This window comes from Amycolatopsis thailandensis, from assembly GCF_002234405.1.
Classification (GTDB): domain Bacteria; phylum Actinomycetota; class Actinomycetes; order Mycobacteriales; family Pseudonocardiaceae; genus Amycolatopsis; species Amycolatopsis thailandensis.
Map to the genome: position 1 here is coordinate 1 of NZ_NMQT01000031.1, position 17792 is coordinate 17792.

General features: G+C 68.6%; 20 protein-coding genes. 1 reads left to right on the forward strand and 19 read right to left on the reverse strand.

Going from position 1 to position 17792, the window contains the following annotated elements; translation table 11 throughout:
- Window positions 1-327 precede the first annotated feature (327 nt).
- From CFP71_RS09890 to CFP71_RS09930, 8 genes are all read right to left on the reverse strand, one after another.
- Window positions 328-576 (reverse strand): hypothetical protein, encoded by a 249-nt coding sequence (locus tag CFP71_RS09890; protein WP_093933533.1) that lies wholly within the window; start codon window positions 574-576, stop codon window positions 328-330.
- A gap of 105 nt (window positions 577-681) precedes the next feature.
- On the reverse strand, window positions 682-924 hold the full coding sequence (locus tag CFP71_RS09895) for a hypothetical protein (RefSeq protein ID WP_093933534.1): 243 nt from the start codon (window positions 922-924) through the stop codon (window positions 682-684).
- 147 nt (window positions 925-1071) lie between these two features.
- Window positions 1072-1491, reverse strand: a complete 420-nt coding sequence (locus CFP71_RS09900) for a hypothetical protein (RefSeq protein WP_093933535.1) — start codon at window positions 1489-1491, stop codon at window positions 1072-1074.
- Window positions 1492-2081: 590 nt separating this feature from the next.
- Entirely contained in the window at window positions 2082-3899 is a 1818-nt protein-coding gene (locus tag CFP71_RS09905) for a ParB/RepB/Spo0J family partition protein (RefSeq protein ID WP_093933536.1), read from the reverse strand.
- A 962-nt stretch (window positions 3900-4861) separates the two neighbouring features.
- Window positions 4862-5056, reverse strand: coding sequence for a hypothetical protein (locus tag CFP71_RS09915; RefSeq protein WP_093933538.1), 195 nt, complete (start codon window positions 5054-5056; stop codon window positions 4862-4864).
- Window positions 5057-5357: 301 nt separating this feature from the next.
- Window positions 5358-6320: a hypothetical protein gene (locus tag CFP71_RS09920; protein WP_093933539.1), complete on the reverse strand. Its 963-nt coding sequence runs from the start codon at window positions 6318-6320 to the stop codon at window positions 5358-5360.
- A gap of 185 nt (window positions 6321-6505) precedes the next feature.
- Window positions 6506-6973 (reverse strand): hypothetical protein, encoded by a 468-nt coding sequence (locus CFP71_RS09925; RefSeq protein WP_093933540.1) that lies wholly within the window; start codon window positions 6971-6973, stop codon window positions 6506-6508.
- A 210-nt stretch (window positions 6974-7183) separates the two neighbouring features.
- The gene (locus tag CFP71_RS09930; protein WP_093933541.1) at window positions 7184-7966 is read right to left on the reverse strand and encodes a GGDEF domain-containing protein; all 783 of its coding nucleotides are present in this window, start codon (window positions 7964-7966) and stop codon (window positions 7184-7186) included.
- Window positions 7967-8290: 324 nt separating this feature from the next.
- Between CFP71_RS09930 and CFP71_RS09935 the strand changes: the two genes are divergently transcribed.
- Entirely contained in the window at window positions 8291-8695 is a 405-nt protein-coding gene (locus tag CFP71_RS09935; RefSeq protein ID WP_093933542.1) for a hypothetical protein, read from the forward strand.
- 66 nt (window positions 8696-8761) lie between these two features.
- Here the strand turns inward: CFP71_RS09935 and CFP71_RS09940 are convergent, their stop codons facing one another.
- From CFP71_RS09940 to CFP71_RS09985, 11 genes are all read right to left on the reverse strand, one after another.
- Window positions 8762-9211: a hypothetical protein gene (locus CFP71_RS09940; RefSeq protein ID WP_093933543.1), complete on the reverse strand. Its 450-nt coding sequence runs from the start codon at window positions 9209-9211 to the stop codon at window positions 8762-8764.
- Between the two features lie 358 nt (window positions 9212-9569).
- Window positions 9570-9965, reverse strand: coding sequence for a histone-like nucleoid-structuring protein Lsr2 (locus CFP71_RS09945; protein WP_093933544.1), 396 nt, complete (start codon window positions 9963-9965; stop codon window positions 9570-9572).
- Between the two features lie 643 nt (window positions 9966-10608).
- Window positions 10609-11112 (reverse strand): hypothetical protein, encoded by a 504-nt coding sequence (locus tag CFP71_RS09950; protein ID WP_093933545.1) that lies wholly within the window; start codon window positions 11110-11112, stop codon window positions 10609-10611.
- A 410-nt stretch (window positions 11113-11522) separates the two neighbouring features.
- Window positions 11523-11936, reverse strand: a complete 414-nt coding sequence (locus tag CFP71_RS09955; protein ID WP_093933546.1) for a hypothetical protein — start codon at window positions 11934-11936, stop codon at window positions 11523-11525.
- A gap of 87 nt (window positions 11937-12023) precedes the next feature.
- The gene (locus CFP71_RS09960; protein ID WP_093933547.1) at window positions 12024-12407 is read right to left on the reverse strand and encodes a hypothetical protein; all 384 of its coding nucleotides are present in this window, start codon (window positions 12405-12407) and stop codon (window positions 12024-12026) included.
- A gap of 259 nt (window positions 12408-12666) precedes the next feature.
- Window positions 12667-13200, reverse strand: a complete 534-nt coding sequence (locus CFP71_RS43430) for a hypothetical protein (RefSeq protein WP_143267059.1) — start codon at window positions 13198-13200, stop codon at window positions 12667-12669.
- 82 nt (window positions 13201-13282) lie between these two features.
- Window positions 13283-14377, reverse strand: a complete 1095-nt coding sequence (locus tag CFP71_RS09965) for a hypothetical protein (protein ID WP_093933548.1) — start codon at window positions 14375-14377, stop codon at window positions 13283-13285.
- 59 nt (window positions 14378-14436) lie between these two features.
- A complete protein-coding gene (locus CFP71_RS09970; protein ID WP_167406062.1) occupies window positions 14437-15501 on the reverse strand; it encodes a YqaJ viral recombinase family nuclease in 1065 nt (354 codons plus the stop codon).
- Between the two features lie 274 nt (window positions 15502-15775).
- Entirely contained in the window at window positions 15776-16225 is a 450-nt protein-coding gene (locus CFP71_RS09975) for a hypothetical protein (protein WP_143267060.1), read from the reverse strand.
- Window positions 16226-16311: 86 nt separating this feature from the next.
- Window positions 16312-16707, reverse strand: coding sequence for a hypothetical protein (locus tag CFP71_RS09980; RefSeq protein WP_143267061.1), 396 nt, complete (start codon window positions 16705-16707; stop codon window positions 16312-16314).
- Between the two features lie 569 nt (window positions 16708-17276).
- Complete coding sequence (locus tag CFP71_RS09985; protein ID WP_093933552.1) at window positions 17277-17789, reverse strand: hypothetical protein; 513 nt, start codon at window positions 17787-17789, stop codon at window positions 17277-17279.
- Window positions 17790-17792 lie beyond the last annotated feature (3 nt).

Sequence of the window (17792 nt, forward strand, 5' to 3'; positions counted from 1 at the left end):
CGCCCCCGGCAGGCGGCATCGGCGCGTGCCCCGCCCGGGCGTGCTCAGCTGAACGCGGTCACCACACCGGCGCGGGGCGGAACCGGGTTCCGTCAAGTGAGGCGTGGTGACGGCCGGCGGCGTTCGCCCCGGCGGGCACGGCACGCAGGGCTCCCCCACCCCCGCCCCACGTGGCTCGAAGTCTTCGGTGCCCCGCCGCCTCATGGTCATGAGGGCAGTGGACCTCGCTGCCCATCTCGAGCAGGAAGGGCTTATTGGCGGGACGAAGCGTCGACCAGGCTCCTCCTCGGCTATTCAATCGAGATCGATTGAATAGCCGAGGATTGCTCAGAGGTTCTCGAAGGGGTTGTACTCGGCGTCCGTGCGGATCACGAACTGGTCGGAGCTGGTGGGGATCGCCCAGAGCCGCTGGCCCTCGAAGGTGAATTGCGCGGCATGTGCGTTCGGGTTGGCTTTCATCGCCGCGATGGCTGCGGCGTGGATCTTTCGGTCAGCCTCGTTTTCGCGGGCCCATATCCAGGCGTCGTAGGCGGCGTCCGGGTCGTAGTCGTCGGGATCTGCTCCTGAGGCGGCCATGGCATGGTCCTTTCCGGTTGGTGGGCCCGTGTGGGCCCGGGGGGGGGGGGATGTGCGGCACCGGGATGCGGTTCTTGCCCGCGTGACGACCCCGGGGTGCTGCGGTCATCGGAATTCGGTGGCGAGTTCGAGGTGCTGGTCGGCGAAGAGCGCGAAGGTGGTCATGTCGCCGCGGATGACGTTGGAGACGGAGACGATGGAGGCGCCGGTCTCGGTGTCGAGGAGGTCGAGTTCGACGGTGATGCGGCTCGGTGAGAACAGCGCCACCGCGGTGACCGTGTCGAGCGTGCGAACGACGACCTGACGACGATCACGGGTCGTGTAGGTGGTCCAGCCGATAATGGGCATGGTGGCCAGAGGCTCCTTTGGATGCTGGAATGCCGCGCTGGCATGCGAATGCGAGGGCCGGTTCGGTGCGGAGCCGGTGATGGCAGCTGCGGGCGGTGTGCAGGATGCTGCGGTCGGAGAAGTGGAAGTCAGCCACTGGTTCCACGACTACCAAATGTTGAACTCCCACGGCGCGGGGGCGCCTTCGCGCCGGGCGCGCATGCGGGCCTTGCGCAGTGCGTCGGTCGGGGCCCGCCAGGTGTGCAAGCCGTCGGTTCCGGCGCGGGTGACGTGATGGCGCTCGGGGATGCCGCACCGGCCGCAGGCGTTCGGCTCGACGACGGTACGGTTGTGGCTCGGGAGCTGGTCGTGAAGTTTCACCGTGTATTCGCCACTGTCCACACCGGACTTAATGTCGGCGTCCAATTGCGGTGCAGGTTCGGTGCCTCTGCCGCCACGCCTCATACGGGAAGTCCCGACAGGGTGGCGGGTGATCGCGGTGACCTTGTCGCCGACAGCGATGAGCAGGTGCGCCCACAGGCTGAGTACGACATCGGACGGGGAGTTGCTGAGGCGGTGCAGAGCCATGCTCTGGGTCCTTCTCTGTGCGGTGGGGTCTGACAGCCCGTGGTGTCACCAGGCCGCGCAGGGGTCCGCAGGACGGCGAGGGTTTGTGCTCGGTGGGGCGGGTGGCCCGCAGCGCAGCGAGGACCGTCACCCGGCCCGCCGGGCGGGGTTCATCGCCGCGTGCCCCTGCGCGGTGTGGTGATCTCGTGCGTCAGCCGCGGCGCACACAGCAGGCACGGTGTAGCGATCACCGTGCCAGCAGGAACGACGTGCTGTCCGGCGGATCTCCCGCACAGCGTGCGGACTTGCGCGATGAGGAACACTCCGGCCGCGAGCCCGCAGGTCTCCCTGTAAACTGGATTCCGAGATCCGTGAAGGGCGACGCCCCCTGCCTAGCCCAGCAGCTTGCCAACTTCGTGGGCTAGGGCAGCCAGCGCCGTAAGGAGCTGGATCACTCAGATGAGGACGTGACGCCGGTCGGGAGTGATCTCCAGGCCGGGGTCACCATCCAGAGCATCTCCCCCGCTGGCATCGTCAGGTTTCCCACCAGCACTCACTGATGGCTGGTGGTGCTGGTGGGAGCGCGTCCGGGCGCTCCCACCAGCGTCAGATCACGCCGCCAGGTCCACGTCGTGGCCGGTGCCGGTCAGCACGTCACCGACGCTCTCGGCCGTCCCACTCGTCGGCTCGCCCTGACCGGCCGGCTCCTCGTCGCCGATGCTGGTCGGCTCGGCCAGGGTGTCCGCCTCCTCGGACTTCTCGCAGTCGTCCTCACTGTCGTCCTCGCTGTCGGACTCCGCGGTCTCGGCCGTGGCCGTCGTGGCAGGGGTAGTCACCGCGGTGTCGCGAGAAGCAACGACGAGCTCTTCGACGGGCGAGAGTGCGTAACCCCAGGACTTCAGCTTCGTGAGGTAGGCGACCTGCGCGGCCGTCGGGGTGTCCCAGGTGCGGCGCCGGTCGGTTCCGGCTTCGAGCGCGGCCAGCAGCAGAATCAGGTTGATCATCGTCGCGCGGCCCGGCGTGGCTTTGGCGGCCGCGTCGGCGATCGGGTGCGTGAGCTTCCGGTTGTAGCGGGTGCGTCCGGTCTTCGGCTTGATGTTCAACAGAGTGGCGGCGAGTTCGTGGTCGGCTTCCATCGCCTTGCGCAGGTCGGTGCCGCCTTCGGCCCACATCTGGGCGATCCACGAGGCAGCGTCCTTCGGCGCGGTCTTGCGGGCGCCGAACGTCTTCAGCCACTTTGCCCTGACCTTCACCGCGGAGTCCCAGTCCTTGCCGTTCTTGATCACCGTGCGCCGGGCTGCCTTCTCCTCGTCACTCATCGGGCCGGAAACCCGCGATGTCGTGCTGGAGGAGAACGTCGTCTTGCCTGCGAGTGCGTTGCGCTCGGCGTGGCCGTGCCCGGCGAAGTCGGTGCAGATGTGCACGATGATCACTCGCTCGTCGACGGGCTTCCATCCGTGGTAGTCGAGGAATACGGCATGCCCGGAGCAGGATTCGTGGCGCGTCGGGCTGATCTTGACCCCCGGCTTCGTGTTCGGAGCGGTGCGCAGGTCGGTGAGCCTGCGGGCTTTGCCGAAGGACAGGTTGTCGGGCCGGTCGACGACGGTGACGCCCTCGGCGGTGAGCTTGTCCGTGGCCTCCTGGCGCAGTCGCGTCTCCTCGCGGCGGTCCCGCAGCCGTTGTGCCGCGTGGTCGAACTGTTCCGGGCGCTGGGCGGCGTACTCGGTCAGCGACGCCACGGCCTCGTCGTCATCGGCGAATTCGGCGACGACCGCGGCCTGGGTCAGGTCCAGGGCGCCTTCGTCGAGGGCCTTGCGGGCGAGGTCGCTCTTGGCGACTCGCACGGTGGTCTCGACTTCCTTGATCGGGATCGAGCATTCCCGGGCGATGGCCCGGGCGTCTAGGCCCAGTTCCAGCAGCTGCTGGGTGGCCCCGACCTGGTCGGCACTGGTGATGTCGAGACGGTGCCGGTTCACCACGACCTGGTCGACGATCCGGCTGCGCTCCAGGTCGCTCTCGTCGGCTTCCGGTCGCGGTTCGACGATGACACGGACGAGTTCCAGCTTCTTCCTGAGCGCGGCGAGCGTTCGCCGCTGGCCGTCGTGAACCACCAGAGCACCGTTACCGTCGCGGTAGACACGAATCGGCTCGCGCACCCCGCGTCGACCGATGCTGCGGACGAAGTCGGGGTCCAGTACGACGTCGCGCCGAGCGTTCGCTCCGATGATCAGCTTCTTCGGCGCGACTTCCAGCACCTCGATGTCAGTGACCGGAGCGCCTGCGAGCACGTCCGGTGCGAGGTCCGCCTCGGCGGTGTCCGGCCCGTCGGCCAGGAAGTCGGGTTCGGGCACGAAGTCCGGCTGAGAGTCAGCGATCGGACCCAGGGACGGGATGCGGTCGATCGCGGACGGGATTTCCATGGTGGTCACTCGCATGCTCCATTTCGTGGGTACGCGGATCGGCGTTGTGGCAGGCGCCGGGATTCCGCTGCTGCGTCGCACCGCTCAGAAATTCGGTGAGACGTCCCTGGTGTGGGACGCACTCGGACATGCACGCCCGATTCCGCCCGGCCGCGGCAGACGGGCCGCAGGACCCTCGTACGAATCGGCGGCCGGGCGGAATCGGGTGTGCTAGAGTGCGCCCTCCCACGCCAGGGCTTCTCCGCAAGTGAGCCAGCGGCAATCCGCCGAGAATCCTTTGACGTGAAGGGGATCCAGCGAGTCGCTGTCTGCTGAACACATCGACAGCTGGAGGGACTGCCGTGCATCCTGGGCCTGATAGCCACGGAGGGCGCGGGGTGCCGGATCTCAGAGATCGCGTTCCAGCCAGAACCCGGGCGAATGGTGGTCGTGATGTTCTCGACCGGCTCGCCACCCGGCGAGACGTCCCAGCGCGTCCCAGGACCACCGTGTGCGCCTGCTCCCCCAGCCTGTGTCAGGATCGGCTACCACGTAAGGGATATCGAAGACCTGAGTGGCCCACCCCGATCCTGAGTAACGTCGGTCGAGCCTGACGAGTACCCGACGGTCAGGACTGTCCAGAGTGGATGGAGCTGCGGTGAGCACCGGGCACGTTCGGCAATCCGGCCGCCGGGGCGTGGAATCGCGCACGCAGCGTCCGTGATAGCCGAATGTGGCCAGCTCGGTGGTGCGCAACGTCTCGTGCAAGGTGGGATAGGTACGTGGCCTGAGCGCACACTGGGCGGCTGTCCGCCCGTAGTGGGCGCCGAGCGTGATCCGGTTCCATCCCTGGCCGTCGGGACCACGCGGGCCGGGTTCCGGCGCAGGCAAGTAGAGAGGCACGACAAGTCCTTCCTGGACACAGTGGTTGACGCGAAAGGAAGGTCGGGCCGCCCCCGGACAGGACAGCGCAACCTCGGGTGATGCCGTGGTCACGGCCGGACCTGACGGTTCCCGGGGAAGGTGTCCGGCGTGGGCATTTCGCCACGTCGCACCGGGCACAGCGGGAACCCGTCCTGATGGACGACGAGCAGGGCGCGAGGATGCGCCTCGAGGTGTGCCGCGATGCGTCCACATCGGTCGCACGGACCGAAAGTGGGGATCACGGTGATGGAAGCGGAGTTCATCGAAAGACCTCCTGGAAGCCCGGACGGGCGACGACTGTGGGGGTGGCCGGGGTGATCGATCCCGGGCCGGGGCTGCGGCCGCATGGCCGGCGCTGGTGGCGAAAGCGCAAGGACGCCGCGCGTGAAGCCGGGTGGGTCGGGTGTCAACGCGATCGAGTGCAGCGACGCGGCGGTGTGCGCGGCGTCCTTGCGCGTGCCGCGGGTGTCGGGCACTGTGCGCGCGGCCCCAGCCGGGTCTGGTCGCGCTGGTAACCCCCGGCGTCGGGACCTGGGCCTCGCGGGCCTGACTACAGACGCTGCGCTATCTGCTGGTGCGCTGAACGGGTACGCCGATCTGGGCGGCGAACTCGGTGAACAGGTCGATACTGACGGTCTTCAGATCCTGAATCTGGATACCGTCGTCGTTGGTGTGCCGGCGGGAGATGCCATCAACCTGCCGGAGGGTTCTCTGCGGGAGGTCCGGGTCGGGGTCGATTCCGGACTTCAGCAGAAGATGCGCGGCAAGCGGCGGTGCCAGGTCGAACCGAACGATCGGAGTGGACTGCGGGATCACCAAGTTCTCGCCGTCCAGGAGGCCGGCGAGTGTGGCGGGCAACGCGCGACCGGGCACTCTGCCGTCCGGCAGCCGCTCGGACGTTCGGTCGGACCAGGCCGCGAGCTGTCCGCTGGAACGTACCGCGATCAGTCTGAGAATCGGCTTGTTCGTCCGCGGGGCACCTGCGGGGTCCGGGCTCCCGGACGGCTTCGTCCGCAGTCTGGAATTGAGCAAGGTTTCCTGGGTGAACACGACATCGCCGGACTGGACGGAGACGATGTTGTCGCGCACGATCAGACGCCACCGGTCGTCGGCGTCTTCGCCCTGTGCGTCGATCTCACCGTTGCATTGGTGGTCGAAGGTGAAGTGTTCCAGGGCTGGGGCGAACTCGTAGCCGGGAGCACGGCGGGCGAGATCCTGTTGCAGCGTCGCGCATGGCCTGAGGAACGTGTCGATCAGGTACACCATCCAGTCCGAGGCGCAATAGAACTTCTCCCCTTGGTCGAACTCGAGGGTGGTGCCGGCGTCGTCGGGAATCCATTGACAGCAGGAGTCGGGAAGATTGTGTTCGGCGGCGATGTCCAAGGGAGGCGTGGCGGACGTGTCGTGAGACTTCCTCACCGTGGCGGATAGTCCGTTTTCGGCGAACTCGACGAAGTGGGCGCGCTCGTGCTCGTTGAGGGGTGGGTCGATAGCGATCGTGCCCCAGAATCTGGTGTCGTAGCCCATGTGCGGCGCCTTCCTGACGGCCACCAAGGAGGTGGCGGGTGGCGCCCCCGGGTGCCGGGGGCGCCACCGGCGCAGGTCGATGCCCGCCGGGCCGGTCAGAGGCGGCGGCGCCGAGCCGGGATGCACGACCGGCCCGGCGGGCGTCGGCCATCCTGGTGGGGTCCGCGGGCCCGTGGGCGTCAGTCCTATCCGGACGTCATCAGCAACCAGGCGGGGTGCTGTTGCGTCGGCGTGAGTTCGAGGATGTTCAGCGCCGTGGCGAGTCGTTCGTCCCAGTTCTCGGTACACCTGCGCTGCTCCAGGTCGGCGGGCCGGAGGTGTTCGGGGTGTTCCCAGCTGGCGATGGTCACGTGAGCGGTCAGAGCGTAGGAGGGCTCCTGAATGTCGCCGTGTGCGGTGAACTCGACACCGACAAGGTCCTGCGCGGCGTCCCTGCGCTGGCGGTATCCCGCCGCTGTCCAGTCGGTCTCAGCGAAGCCTGCGATCCGCTCGAGGAGACGTTTTTCCGCGTGCTCGACGAAGTCGTCGTACTCGTCGAAGTGCCAGCTCAGGTCGAGCCGGCCGGACTCCTGTGTGTTGCCGATGTTCCAGCCGGCCTCGCCTCCGCCCAGGTCGTAGCCGTACGCGAGCATGCCGTGCGGGCTGTGGCCCATTGTGTTTCTCCTTCTGCTGGGCTCGACGCGCTCAAGTCGCGCGGCCCCCGGGGTGCGCGGAGGCGCTCTGGCCCGGCCAGACGCCGCCCACCCGCGCGGTCCCACGCTCTGCGTCGGCACGCTGGGCACGCGGGCGAGGGCGGGTGGGCGGCGCCTGGCATGGTGCGAAGCCTCCGGCACCAGGGCCGTCTGGCATCGCCTGGGCCGTCGCTACGTCTCAGCGCGCAGTACGTCCCGCACGGTCACGTCGTCGCGGGCACGGTCCTGCGGGTCGTGGTCCAGCCGTAGCGGGACCAGCGGGTCAGCCGGGCCGTAGAACTCCAGTGCGACAGGGAGATCGTCGCGGCGGCACCGAAGCTTCGCCCGGGTCATCGCCAGGTCGGCGGCGTGCATGAGCCGCTCCAGCCGGCCGCTCGCATCCTGATCTGCTCTCGCCGACGATGTCGTGGTCTCCTCATCGCGTCGGGTGAGGTCCAGGAGGCGGGCCAGCCCGAATGCCGCGCCGCACACCTTTCCCGCCACCTCGACCTGGCACGCGTCCACGGTCGAGTCCAGCATCGACGTCCAGTCGCCGTATGCGGCCAGATCCAGCAGTGCCACGAACTCGTCACCGCCGATCCTGCCCAGCAGCGCCCTCTCCCCGAGCTGCGCGCGCAGCCGGTCGGCGATCTCCCGCAGTAGCCGGTCTCCTGCACGGTGGCTGATCGTGTCGTTGAGCGGCTTGAGTTTGTTGACGTCGACGAACAGGACGGCAGGCTGGGTGAGGGCAGGCAGAGCCGCCTGGGCGGCGGACGTCCAGGGCTTGCGGAGCAGGACTCCGGTGACGGTGTCGTGACTGAGCTGGGTGTTCTCGGCGCGCAGGCGTGCGTTGTCGCCGAGCAGCGCGGTATTGGTGTGACGCGCGGCGCCGAGCGCGCGGCGTGCGCTGACGAGCAGGGCGAGCAGACTCAGGGCAGCGGCGCCGAGCAGGAGGGACACGAGCGGTGAGAACATGGGCGGCTCCGGGAACGCGCCCGTTCGCACGGGCGCGGGCGGCGCAGGCGAAGCCCATGCCGCCCGGTGACCGCGAGGCCAGGAAGCAGGAAGAGGCAGCAGGCCCCGCGCGGACGCGATTCCGGGCAGCAGTCCCGTTTCCGGCGGTGTCAAGGCACACCGGCCACCGCCAGGGCACCGGCCGGTGACCCGGCGGTGCGCCTTGACACCGCCGGGGCGGGCTGCTCGGGTTGTGCGGCCGCCGGTTGCCTGCGGCGGAGACCAACCTGTTCGCGAAGGCCAGGCTTTGGCGCGCGCGGGTATGTGAAATGAAAGGGAGCCACGGTGGCAGGCAGTGAGCGGCGCACGCTGGTCGAGCAGCTCTACGGCCGGACCTGCATGATCGACTGCATCACCGCGTCGGTCGCCGCGGAGCGCGCACGGGAACTGGTGGAGGCATCAGGTGCCAGCGCCTTGGGCCCGGCAGACGCGTACTTCGCGACCGGCGCCCTGCACATCCTGACGGGCTACTTGCAAGCGGCGGCCATCCTGGGCGAGAAGCCGCAGACGATCGTTGCCTGGGCACGGACCGACGCCAGCGAGCCGTGGATCGCACTCGAGTCCCGCCCGGATGTCGTCCCTCAGGAATGGTCGCGGCACCGCAGCGCCCTCCTGTCGCTGCCGGCCGCCGACCAGACCGCGACGCGTCAGATGCTGCGGACGATCCTCGACGCGCCCGCCACCAGCTAGCCGGGCTCGGCCGGGTGAACGACCACGCGTGAAGCACATCGCCTGCCCGGGCGTGGAGTTCCAGGGTCACCAATGGGAGCCGCAGACGCATTCGCACTCGTGCTCGCATCCGAGCGGGGCGATGTAGCAGCGGTGGACGCGGTCACTCGTCCCCGGGCAGGGGATCGTGCCGCCCGTGCGGTCGCACTGGTATCCGGTGGTGCGGGCCAGGTGCAGCAGCTGACCTGCCGCCGCGGCGCGAGTGTCTCGTACGCGCAAGCCCCAGCCGTCGGCGGCGCGCCAGCTGCCCCAGTCGCCCCACTTGAAGCGGACGACGTTCCCCAGCAGGTGACGGCCGAGGAACACCTCGAATGAGTCCGGCTGCTGACGGCCACCCAGCGCATCCACAATGGACAGTATCGGGCGGTAGAACACGTGCCGGGGGTCTCGGACCGCAGGGCCGTGCCGATGGCCTGGCGGCCGGTTGGCGCGGATCAGGTCGCGCAGAATCTCGATCTTGTCGGTGTCGCTGTCCATCGGGCCTTCTCCTTAGCGGTGGTGACCTGAGCGGGCGGGCGCGAGTGGGTCGGCGGCGCACCGCAGCGATCAGGCAGCGTGAGTGGTGTCGTCGAGGTCGGGCCGCGCGTAGGGGCACTGACTGGTTCGCCTCGGTGCCGGCCACGGCAGTCAATGTCGTCGGCGAGGACACGGTCGGCGACAGCTGGCTTGCGGCGTGCCTCCGCCTCGAAGATCCGGCGTCGGACCGGCGGGCCTGGCGTGGCCGTGCCGCACCTGTCCTGAAGCCGGGCGGGGCACCATCGGCAGAGGTCCCCGCTGATGCGCGGCTTGCTCTCGGGAGGGCACGCCGGTGCGTGCCCTCCCGGGTTGCGCCGTCTCAGCCGCGCTTGCGGCCGCCCTTCTTGCGCGGGTTGTTCGCGTCAAGGTACTTCTTGATGACCTGGTCGGACAGGCGCCCGCGGTCGGACACGTTGTGGCCGTTCTTCCGGGCCCAGTCGCGAATGACCCTGTTGGGCGGCAGCTCGTCGGACGTGTCCGTCTTCTTCTGCGGAGCAGCCTTCTCCTTCGTGCCGGTGTCCTGCGGCTGGCTCCTGCGGCCGCCGACGCGCCGCGCGCTGGCCACGTACGGTGCCAGGAACTCGTCGAGGAAGTCGGCGTTCTCCTGGTCGAGATCGATCCGGTAGTCGACGCCGTCGAGATTGAACTTCTTCGTCACCACAGCGGGGGTGCCGTCGATGTCGTCGACGGTGATGACGCTCTTCTTAGTCGCCATGGGCGTGTGCTCCTTCTGGTGAGCTGGTGTTGCTGACGGCCGCGGCCTGAGCACGGTGGCCGGGGGTCCGTAGGACGGCGCAACGAAGGCGTGGGCGTTCGTTCGGGTGTGATCGCGCGAAGCGCGACCCCGGAGGGGCCTGTCTCACCCGGAACGGATGTGCGTGCCCTCGTTGCGCCGCCTGCCTCCGGGCTCTGTGCTGGCCTTGTTCGTCAGCTGCGCCGGTCGCCAGAAGAGCCACCCCAGGGACAGAGAACCTGGCAGCTCGACCAAACCGGAACCGCGCGGGCTGAGCCTGGTCGACAGCTGGAGAATCGCGTCACCGAGGAAGACGGGGTTGCCATCGTGGTCGGTCTCCGCCGAGGAGTCGAGCTCGTAGGCCTGTCCAAGGTGGAGGATCGGACCCCGGGGCTCGCTGCCGTCGATCCATTAATGGTCGTCCGGCCGTGTGGTGGTCGGGTGGGCGCGGTGAGATGGCCGGCGGTGGAATCGTCAGGTCAATGATGACCGTTCATAGTCGGCTTCCACAGTGTGGACCGCCTGATGGCGTGGCTCGTTCATCGGGCGCCGTCCGGCACGTCCCGACACGCGAGGGAGCGTGAGGTGATGGGCCCGGCGTGAATGCCGCCGGGCCCACCCTCGTCTAGCTGGCTTTCATCTCCGACCGGTGCCAGCGTCGGACGTCTTCCAGTGCGCTGTCGATGGAGCCGAACCGGGTCACTCGCTGGTCACCGAAGAAGCTGCTGGTGATCTCCACCGCTAGGTTCCCAGGGGTGTCCGCCGTCCAGAACCGGGAGGGAAAGTGGATGCTGACCGCGCCGTCGTTGCCGACGACGCCGCCGCGGCCCTCCAGGTGTTCGTATGCCTGAAACAGCAGCCACTGAAGCTCAACCAGCTTGGTCTGAAACTCGATGGTCGAGTACTCGGTGAACCCGTCACGCCAGACATGCTCATCGGCCGCTGTGAGCCGCTTGCGGTCAACCCTGAGCTGAATCACCACCGAGACTGCGGTGAACAGCAGGGTGGAGAGGACGAACCACAACACGAAGTTGAGCCAGTTTCGCCAGCCCCAGTCGGCCAGTTCGACCAGCATTTCACCACCTGCCAGTGGCGAGGAGCTGACAGGCAGCAGCGCGAGATAGTGCACGAGAGTCTCCAGTGGACGGTCGCGGTTCTCGTCCCGGCCGGGGCGAGAGCGTCGCGGTGAGACCGGCGACGACCGTGAGCCCCAGCGGGCTTTCCGTCTCCAGCCGACAGGGCGGGGCGCGGCCGAGCGCAGCGAGGCGGGCCCTGTGTCGGCTGCTCGGAAAGATGCTGGGGTGGAGGTCGTCGCCGGTCTAGGCTGTGACGCCCCGCCCCCGGCGGACCGAGAGACGGGGGCACCAGACCTCCGAAAGACAGCAACTGTCAGGACCTCGACGGCGCCACGCAAAGGGTCAGAACCTCGGCCGACGACGCTGGTCATCCCCCACGGGCGCGGTGGCGCCCGGGCTGAGTTGCCGATTGTGCGGGAGGGTGCGTAGACGAGCCGCAGTGAGGGTGATCGTCGCATGACGGTCAGGACACGAACTCCCACACCCAGGCCCGGGCTCCGATTCCATACCGACCGTCGTCGTCGGGCTCGACGCGATCCTCGATGTAGCTGGGCCTTGTGTCCCCGTCGGACCGGGTGAGGACGATCGTGTCGCCGTCCCAGTGAGCTCGCGCGGATCCGTCGGGGTACTTGGCGTAGGTGTCGTTGATCCAGTCCACGACAAACTCGGCGACCTCGGGCCGAAAGCGGGGAATGGCGGCGCCGTTCCACAGCTCTGCGGCGACGAGCGCGGGGAACGCCGGATCCCGGTCGTCAATGGTGATGGTGACCAGCTCTTCTCCTCGCTGAGGGCGGAGTGCTCGGCGATCGCGGGCGGTCACGGAGGCCTGGCGCTGGTTCCGTCCCTTCTTGTTGGGTTGGCTCTGGCTGTTCGTCACGCGGGCTCCTGTCGGAAGGGCGAGAACCCACCGGCTGGTACGGGAACGCCAGCCGGTGGGCAGAGGTGCGAGGTGCGCTCGGAGACGTCAGCGCAGCGCGGGCAGACGCGCCGGGGACGGCAGGGCGACGGTCTCGTCACCGCGCAGCGCGCGGGCCAGCACAGCCAGCGCAGGGTGTTCGGCACTGATCGCGTGGGACTGGAGCAGGCCCCTGTGCACCAGCAGCCGCAGTTCGGCCGGGCTGTCCAGCCAGTAGTCGGCCAGCGAGACCAGGGTCGCCGACAACACGCCCGAGAGCAGGACCGGTTCGTCGCCGAGGGCGTCGGCGTCGCCGACGATCACCACCTCGCATTCGTCGGCGCCGAGCGGCCTGACCCACGCCGTCGGGATGAGCAGTTCGGCATATCCCGGCCCGGGCGACCACAGTGCAGGGTTACAACGGGAAGCGGGGGCGAGCGGGGCGATCGTCACAACAAGGCTCCTTGCGTGTTCGGAGGCATCACCGCGGCGGTGGCCGGGCGTCGAGCCGGTACCGAGGGGTGCGCCGATGCGTGTACAAGGGGCTGTGAAGCGGGCCGCCCCGGCCGGGCAGGGGTTTCCGCGCAGCGGCGCGAAGCGCCCTTGCGTGGGCGGGGACGGTCTGCTGTGCTTCGCCCGTGCACGTGCGCGCACCGGAGGCCGGGCGGAAGGGTGCCCGGTTGGCCGCCGCCGGCAGGCGCCTGTGCGCGGGCTACCGGCGGGAGCCGCGCCGGGAGACGGAACGTGAGATCCGGCCTGGTGCGATCCGGCCTTGCCGTGTACCGCTGTGGGTGCGGCGTCCGGGCTTGATGTAGTCCCGGGTCCGGATCTTCTCTTTCGGCTCTGGGCCCTCGGCGGCATCCGCGTTTGCCGGTGCCGGTTCGTGCGGTGAGGTGGGTTTCGGCGCGGTGCCAGGTTGCGGCGCCGGTCGCGTGGTTCGCGCAGCGGTGCTGGACCAGCGCCGGGGAACCTTCTTGCGTTGCTGGTCCCACCGCTCGAACTCTGCTGGCCATCGCTCCCATGCCCAGCCGAGAACAACGGTGCCGCCGCCCACGGAGGGGAGCTCGACATCCGGTGCCGGGAACGGCGCCGCGCTGTCGGGTCCCCAGCGCTTGCGCATCATGGTGACGGAGCTGCGCTGGATACCCCACCAGTCGGCAATGTGCGCCATGGTGAAACAGCGCATCGGCGCCGGCACGGTCGCCGCCGATGCCGTAGCGGAGGGTGCTTCTTGTTCGGGTGCCATCAGAACTCCTTGCTTCGTAACGGGTATGTGTGGCTGGTGATGAGTGCTCGCCCTCCGGGGACGAGGGGCGAGCACTCCTCGGTCACTCGCCGGGCACGGACTCGGTGGCGGGATCCGGTGTGGACGGCCGCGGCGAGGCTGCCGCAGCTGGCTCTTCGGTGGCCTCGGCGAGCTGCGCTCCGGCGGCGTTGATCCGCTTCCGCAGCTCGACGTTGTCCGGCTCGGCGCGTTTGGCGACCCACCAGAGTTCTCGCAGGGCATCCGCGCCGTGCCTAGCGGCTTCGGTCAGAGCCGCGTCCCAGTCGATCGGGTCCGTGTTGAGGACGTCCTCCTCCGCGACGTCGTCGTCGGCGGCGGGGTCCACAGCGGGCGGGGGCGTCGTGATCACCACACGCTCGCGTTCCGGTTCGGCAGTCGTCGCCTGCTCGGATGCGGGGTTGGCGTACTGCTGTGCCCGCTCCATGGCCTCGTCGAGGGTGACGGCGTTTTCGCGGTGGTACCCGGAAGAGTTGCCGACCTCCAGCAGGTGGCCGGTGGGGATACCGTGTTGGTCGATGTCGGCGCCGAGTTCCTCGGGGGTGTACTGCAGGCCGTACAGTGCGTCCTGGCAGGCGTCCCGGGCGACTTCGGTGATCGCTCGGGCCTTCAGCAGCGCCGGCGTGAACCGCTCCCACGGCATCGGCTTCCCTTTACTGTCGCGTGCGACGGGGAGCCCGCTGTCGAGTCGCAACAGCCGCGATTCGTGTGCGCGTTTGACGGTCCAGTCCGACCGGAAGGTGAAGTCGGGGTCGTCCTTGCGGATAATCTCGGCGAAAGCCGGTTCCTTCCAGCTCTGGCCTCCGCGTACACGGAGCTTGTGCCCCGCGCGGCGGACCAGGAATCCGATGAGGGACGCCCTGGCGGTCGGGCTTCCGTCGACGACGTACACACCGAGCATGGCCGTCATCGCCGGAATGCTGAGCATCCGGCCGAATTCCACCGCCCACAGGATGTTCGCGGGCTGGCGGCGGTAGTGCGAAGGCAGCAGTACCGACTTCGCGAGATGTTCGGCGTAGGCCTGGTCGGTGTCGAGAACGTCGGCCGTCGGTGTCGCCAGCTCGCGCTGGACCGGTACGAGTTCCCCGCGGCGGGCGCGATGCGTCTCTGCGAGCTGCGCCCGAAGTTCAGTGGTGTCCATGTGCGTTTCTCCTTCGGTGACAACGGCCGGCGAACCGGATGGTGGGAAGTGAGGGCGAGTCACGCGACGTCGTGCTTCGGCAGGAACACCCGTGCGCGGAAGCGGTTGTCGGCCGGGCGATCGGCCACGACCGCCCTCCAGTCGATGACTTCTTGGTCGCGGGTGTAGGCGCGCACGACGTCGGGGTCGGTCTCCGCACGCCAGGCGGCTTGGTCGAACCGGCCCGTGTGCCGCCAAGTGGCCGCGGGCTCTCCGTGGACCGTCAGCGTCTCGGCGTCACCGGTGATCGCGAACAGTTCGGCCAGCACGCCGTCGAGTTCCGCTTCGAGGTCCTTGATGTGTGCCTTGATCCGTGCCTGGCGGCGCAGGGCGACGGCGGCGGCTTCCCCGCCCTCGCGGCTGGCGGCGTCGACGGTGGGGTGCAGGCGGCGCAGGATTGGCCCGGCGCCGGGGTCGAGAGGTGGGGCGACCTGCGGCAGGACGTGGTCGTGCCAGAAGTCGCCGCCCATCTCGACAAGGAGCGTGATCAGCTCGTCATCGCGCTCGACACGGCGGTAGACGAACTTGCGGGTGTCGAGGAACAGACACGCCAGCCAGCCGTGCGCCCGCCCTGAGACCTTGAGCTGCCACTGGACCTGCAGCAGGTAGTGGCGGGGCACTGACTCGTTGCCGTAGGCGTCGGTCCACTCGTGGAGATAGGCGCTGGTTGTGGTCTTGGCTTCGACCACTCCCCCGTCGGAACTCAGGCCGTCGAGGCTGGCCAGCATCCAAGGGTGCTCGCGGCTGGCGAGCATCCCGACCCGGCGGGTCTGGAGGCCGGTGGCCTCGCGAAACCGGAACAAGACGTAACCTTCGAGGTCGCGTCCGACCCGCATCACGTCGTTGTCCGGCGCGCTGATCCCGTGGACTTTGTCCGCGTAGAGCTTGGTCAGGTCCGACCACGGGTTGACGCCGCCGACGGTGCTGGCGTCGGAGGCGCCGATGCCGTCACGGCGGCGGGCTAGCCACTGGGCATGTGAGGCTGAGGCGGGAAGAACGAGCTTCCCATCTGGACAGGTCCAGCATGGACCGGTTGGTGGTGCCGTCGAGCGGGGTGTCGGCGGCGAGATCGGTGGCGCGGTCACGGCACTGCTCGCTTTCGGTCGGTTGCGCCTCCCGGGTGGGGGCGCAACCGGCCGGCCGGTGCGGGGTCCGGTGTCCAGGCCTCGGGCTGGGCCGACCGGCGTGATCCGGCATCACGCCTGGGGCCGCCCCGGGGAGCTCGGTGCCGGATCACCCGCGTCGGCTCGGCCCGGTCGTGCCTGGACACCGGACCCCGCGCCGGTCACGGTGCGCGTCTCCCCCGCCCGAGGCAGCCGGCCGAGGGCCCCAGTCCGTGCGGTGTTTCGGCGGACGGTGTTACTGCCACGACTCGTCGTCCCCGGCGACGACCAGGGCGTTGATGCGGGCTGCCATTACGTCGTACGGGATGCAGCCGGTGAACCGCTCGGCGTTGAGGAGCGAGTGCTCGGCCTCGACCGGGCGGTTCCGCTGGATCAGGTCGTCGATGTGGCGGTGCAGGTTGTCGTAGTGCTCGTGGATGTAGGGAAGCCACGTGCCCGGAGGGAACCGGCGCCAGAATTCGCCCTGTACGACCTGCACACGCTCCTGCGCGGCCAGTACCTGGTGTTTGGGTCCATCAGGCACAGGCGTGATCGATTCCCTGCGGACGTTGCGTAGCGCGACCTCTCCGGCGTAGGTGGCCAGGGTGTAGCGGGGGCCATCAGGTGTGATCTGTTCGTCGGTGACGCGGTAGCGGCCTGCGGCGTCGATGATGCTGCCGTCGTAGAAGACCCGTTGTCCGATCATGAGCACGCTCCACTGTGGATGTTGGGACGGGAAGAAGGGCCGGTTGGTGCGCCAGCCTTTGCGGACCGGCACACCAGCCGCGCGGGCTACTCCTGGGTCATCTCGTCGCGGTGCCACTCGCGAACCTGGTCTAGGGCCGCGTCGATGGTGTCGAAGTCATGTGTGCGGCCGCCGCCGAAGCAGTAGCTGAAGATCTCGACACCGATCCGCTTGTCGCTGTTGAACGACCAGAAGAACTCGGGAAAGTGCAAGCTGATCGTGCCTTCGCTGGACTTGCAATGACCATCGCGGGCCAGATTGTGCTGGTAGGCCTCGGCCAGAAGTTGTTGCAGCGTGGCAAAGTCACGTTGGAATTCGCTTGAGCTGAACTCGCCGGATGCGGGCAGGACGAACCCACCTTTCTTGTGCATGGGTTTCGAAGCGCTATGAAGTCGGCTGTGGATGGCTGTCCGGCAGGTGCTGTCGGACAGCCATCTGGTCACATGCGGCTCATGATCCACACCAAGAGGCAGGTGAAGCCGAACATGAAGAGACAGACGATGGCGGTGACAGCTACTTCTTGCCAGGTCATGCGGTCACCGTCAGGTCCTGATAACGGGCGTGTGCAGTGGTGATCATGGGCGCTCCTGGGCTGTGTGGTGCGTTGACGGCGCATCAGCCAGCCGGGCATCTCCGGCCCACGCCAGGGTTTCCGCGTCAGCGGCGCGAAGCGCCCTTGCGTGGGCGGGAGAGACCTGCTGCGCTTCTGCGCGTTCAAGCACTGCACCGACCGCGGGTGTGACACTGCTGCTGCGCACTCGGCAGCGCGGACGATGAGGCACGCAGCGAGATCAGATCCACTCAGGGGTTCATGGTACGGACGTGTGCGACGGGATTCGGCCCGGTCAATGCCGTCACGGGCGGGTGCTCCCGGCTGCGCCGGCGATTCGCCAGTCGCTGATCAGCTGTGCACTGTCATGCTCGCCCTTGGTCGGATTGGCGGCATCGACCGCGACACACCGGCAAGCCCGGCTACGGAACCCTCTGAGGGAACATTGCGGGCCAGCTGATGTCAGTGAGCCGATCCGGGCGGGTTCACCGGGATCGGGAGTGCCATGAACGTGCAGTTCACCCAGCGACAGAGATCTTCCGCCGCGGGGCCGTACTGGATGTACCAGGCGTCTTCGCTGACCCGGTCCCGCGCGGTCATCGCGGGATCGCGGAGTCGCTCGGCGTGCCAGTGCTCGTCCGTGGTCGCCCACTCCTGGCGGTGCTCGACGAGAATGCCGAAGGCTGTTACCAGGTCCGCCCCGGGGAAGGCGGAGAGAGCGCTGAGTTCGACGACCAGATCACCGGGCCGCGGAGCGATCATCCGTTCGTACATGCGCTGCACGGCCGGGGCCGGATCGGCCACTTCACACGCCGTGCGCAACTGCGCGGCCATCGCGATCAGTGCCGCCCGGGCCCCGAGCGCGGGCTCGGCGAGGCTCAGGTAGGAGAGATCCGACCGGTCCGTGCCGGTCACGTCCTGACGGGGAAGCTTGAAGTCGGCGCCCTTGCCGTCGGGCGTCGCAGCGGAGGTCATCGC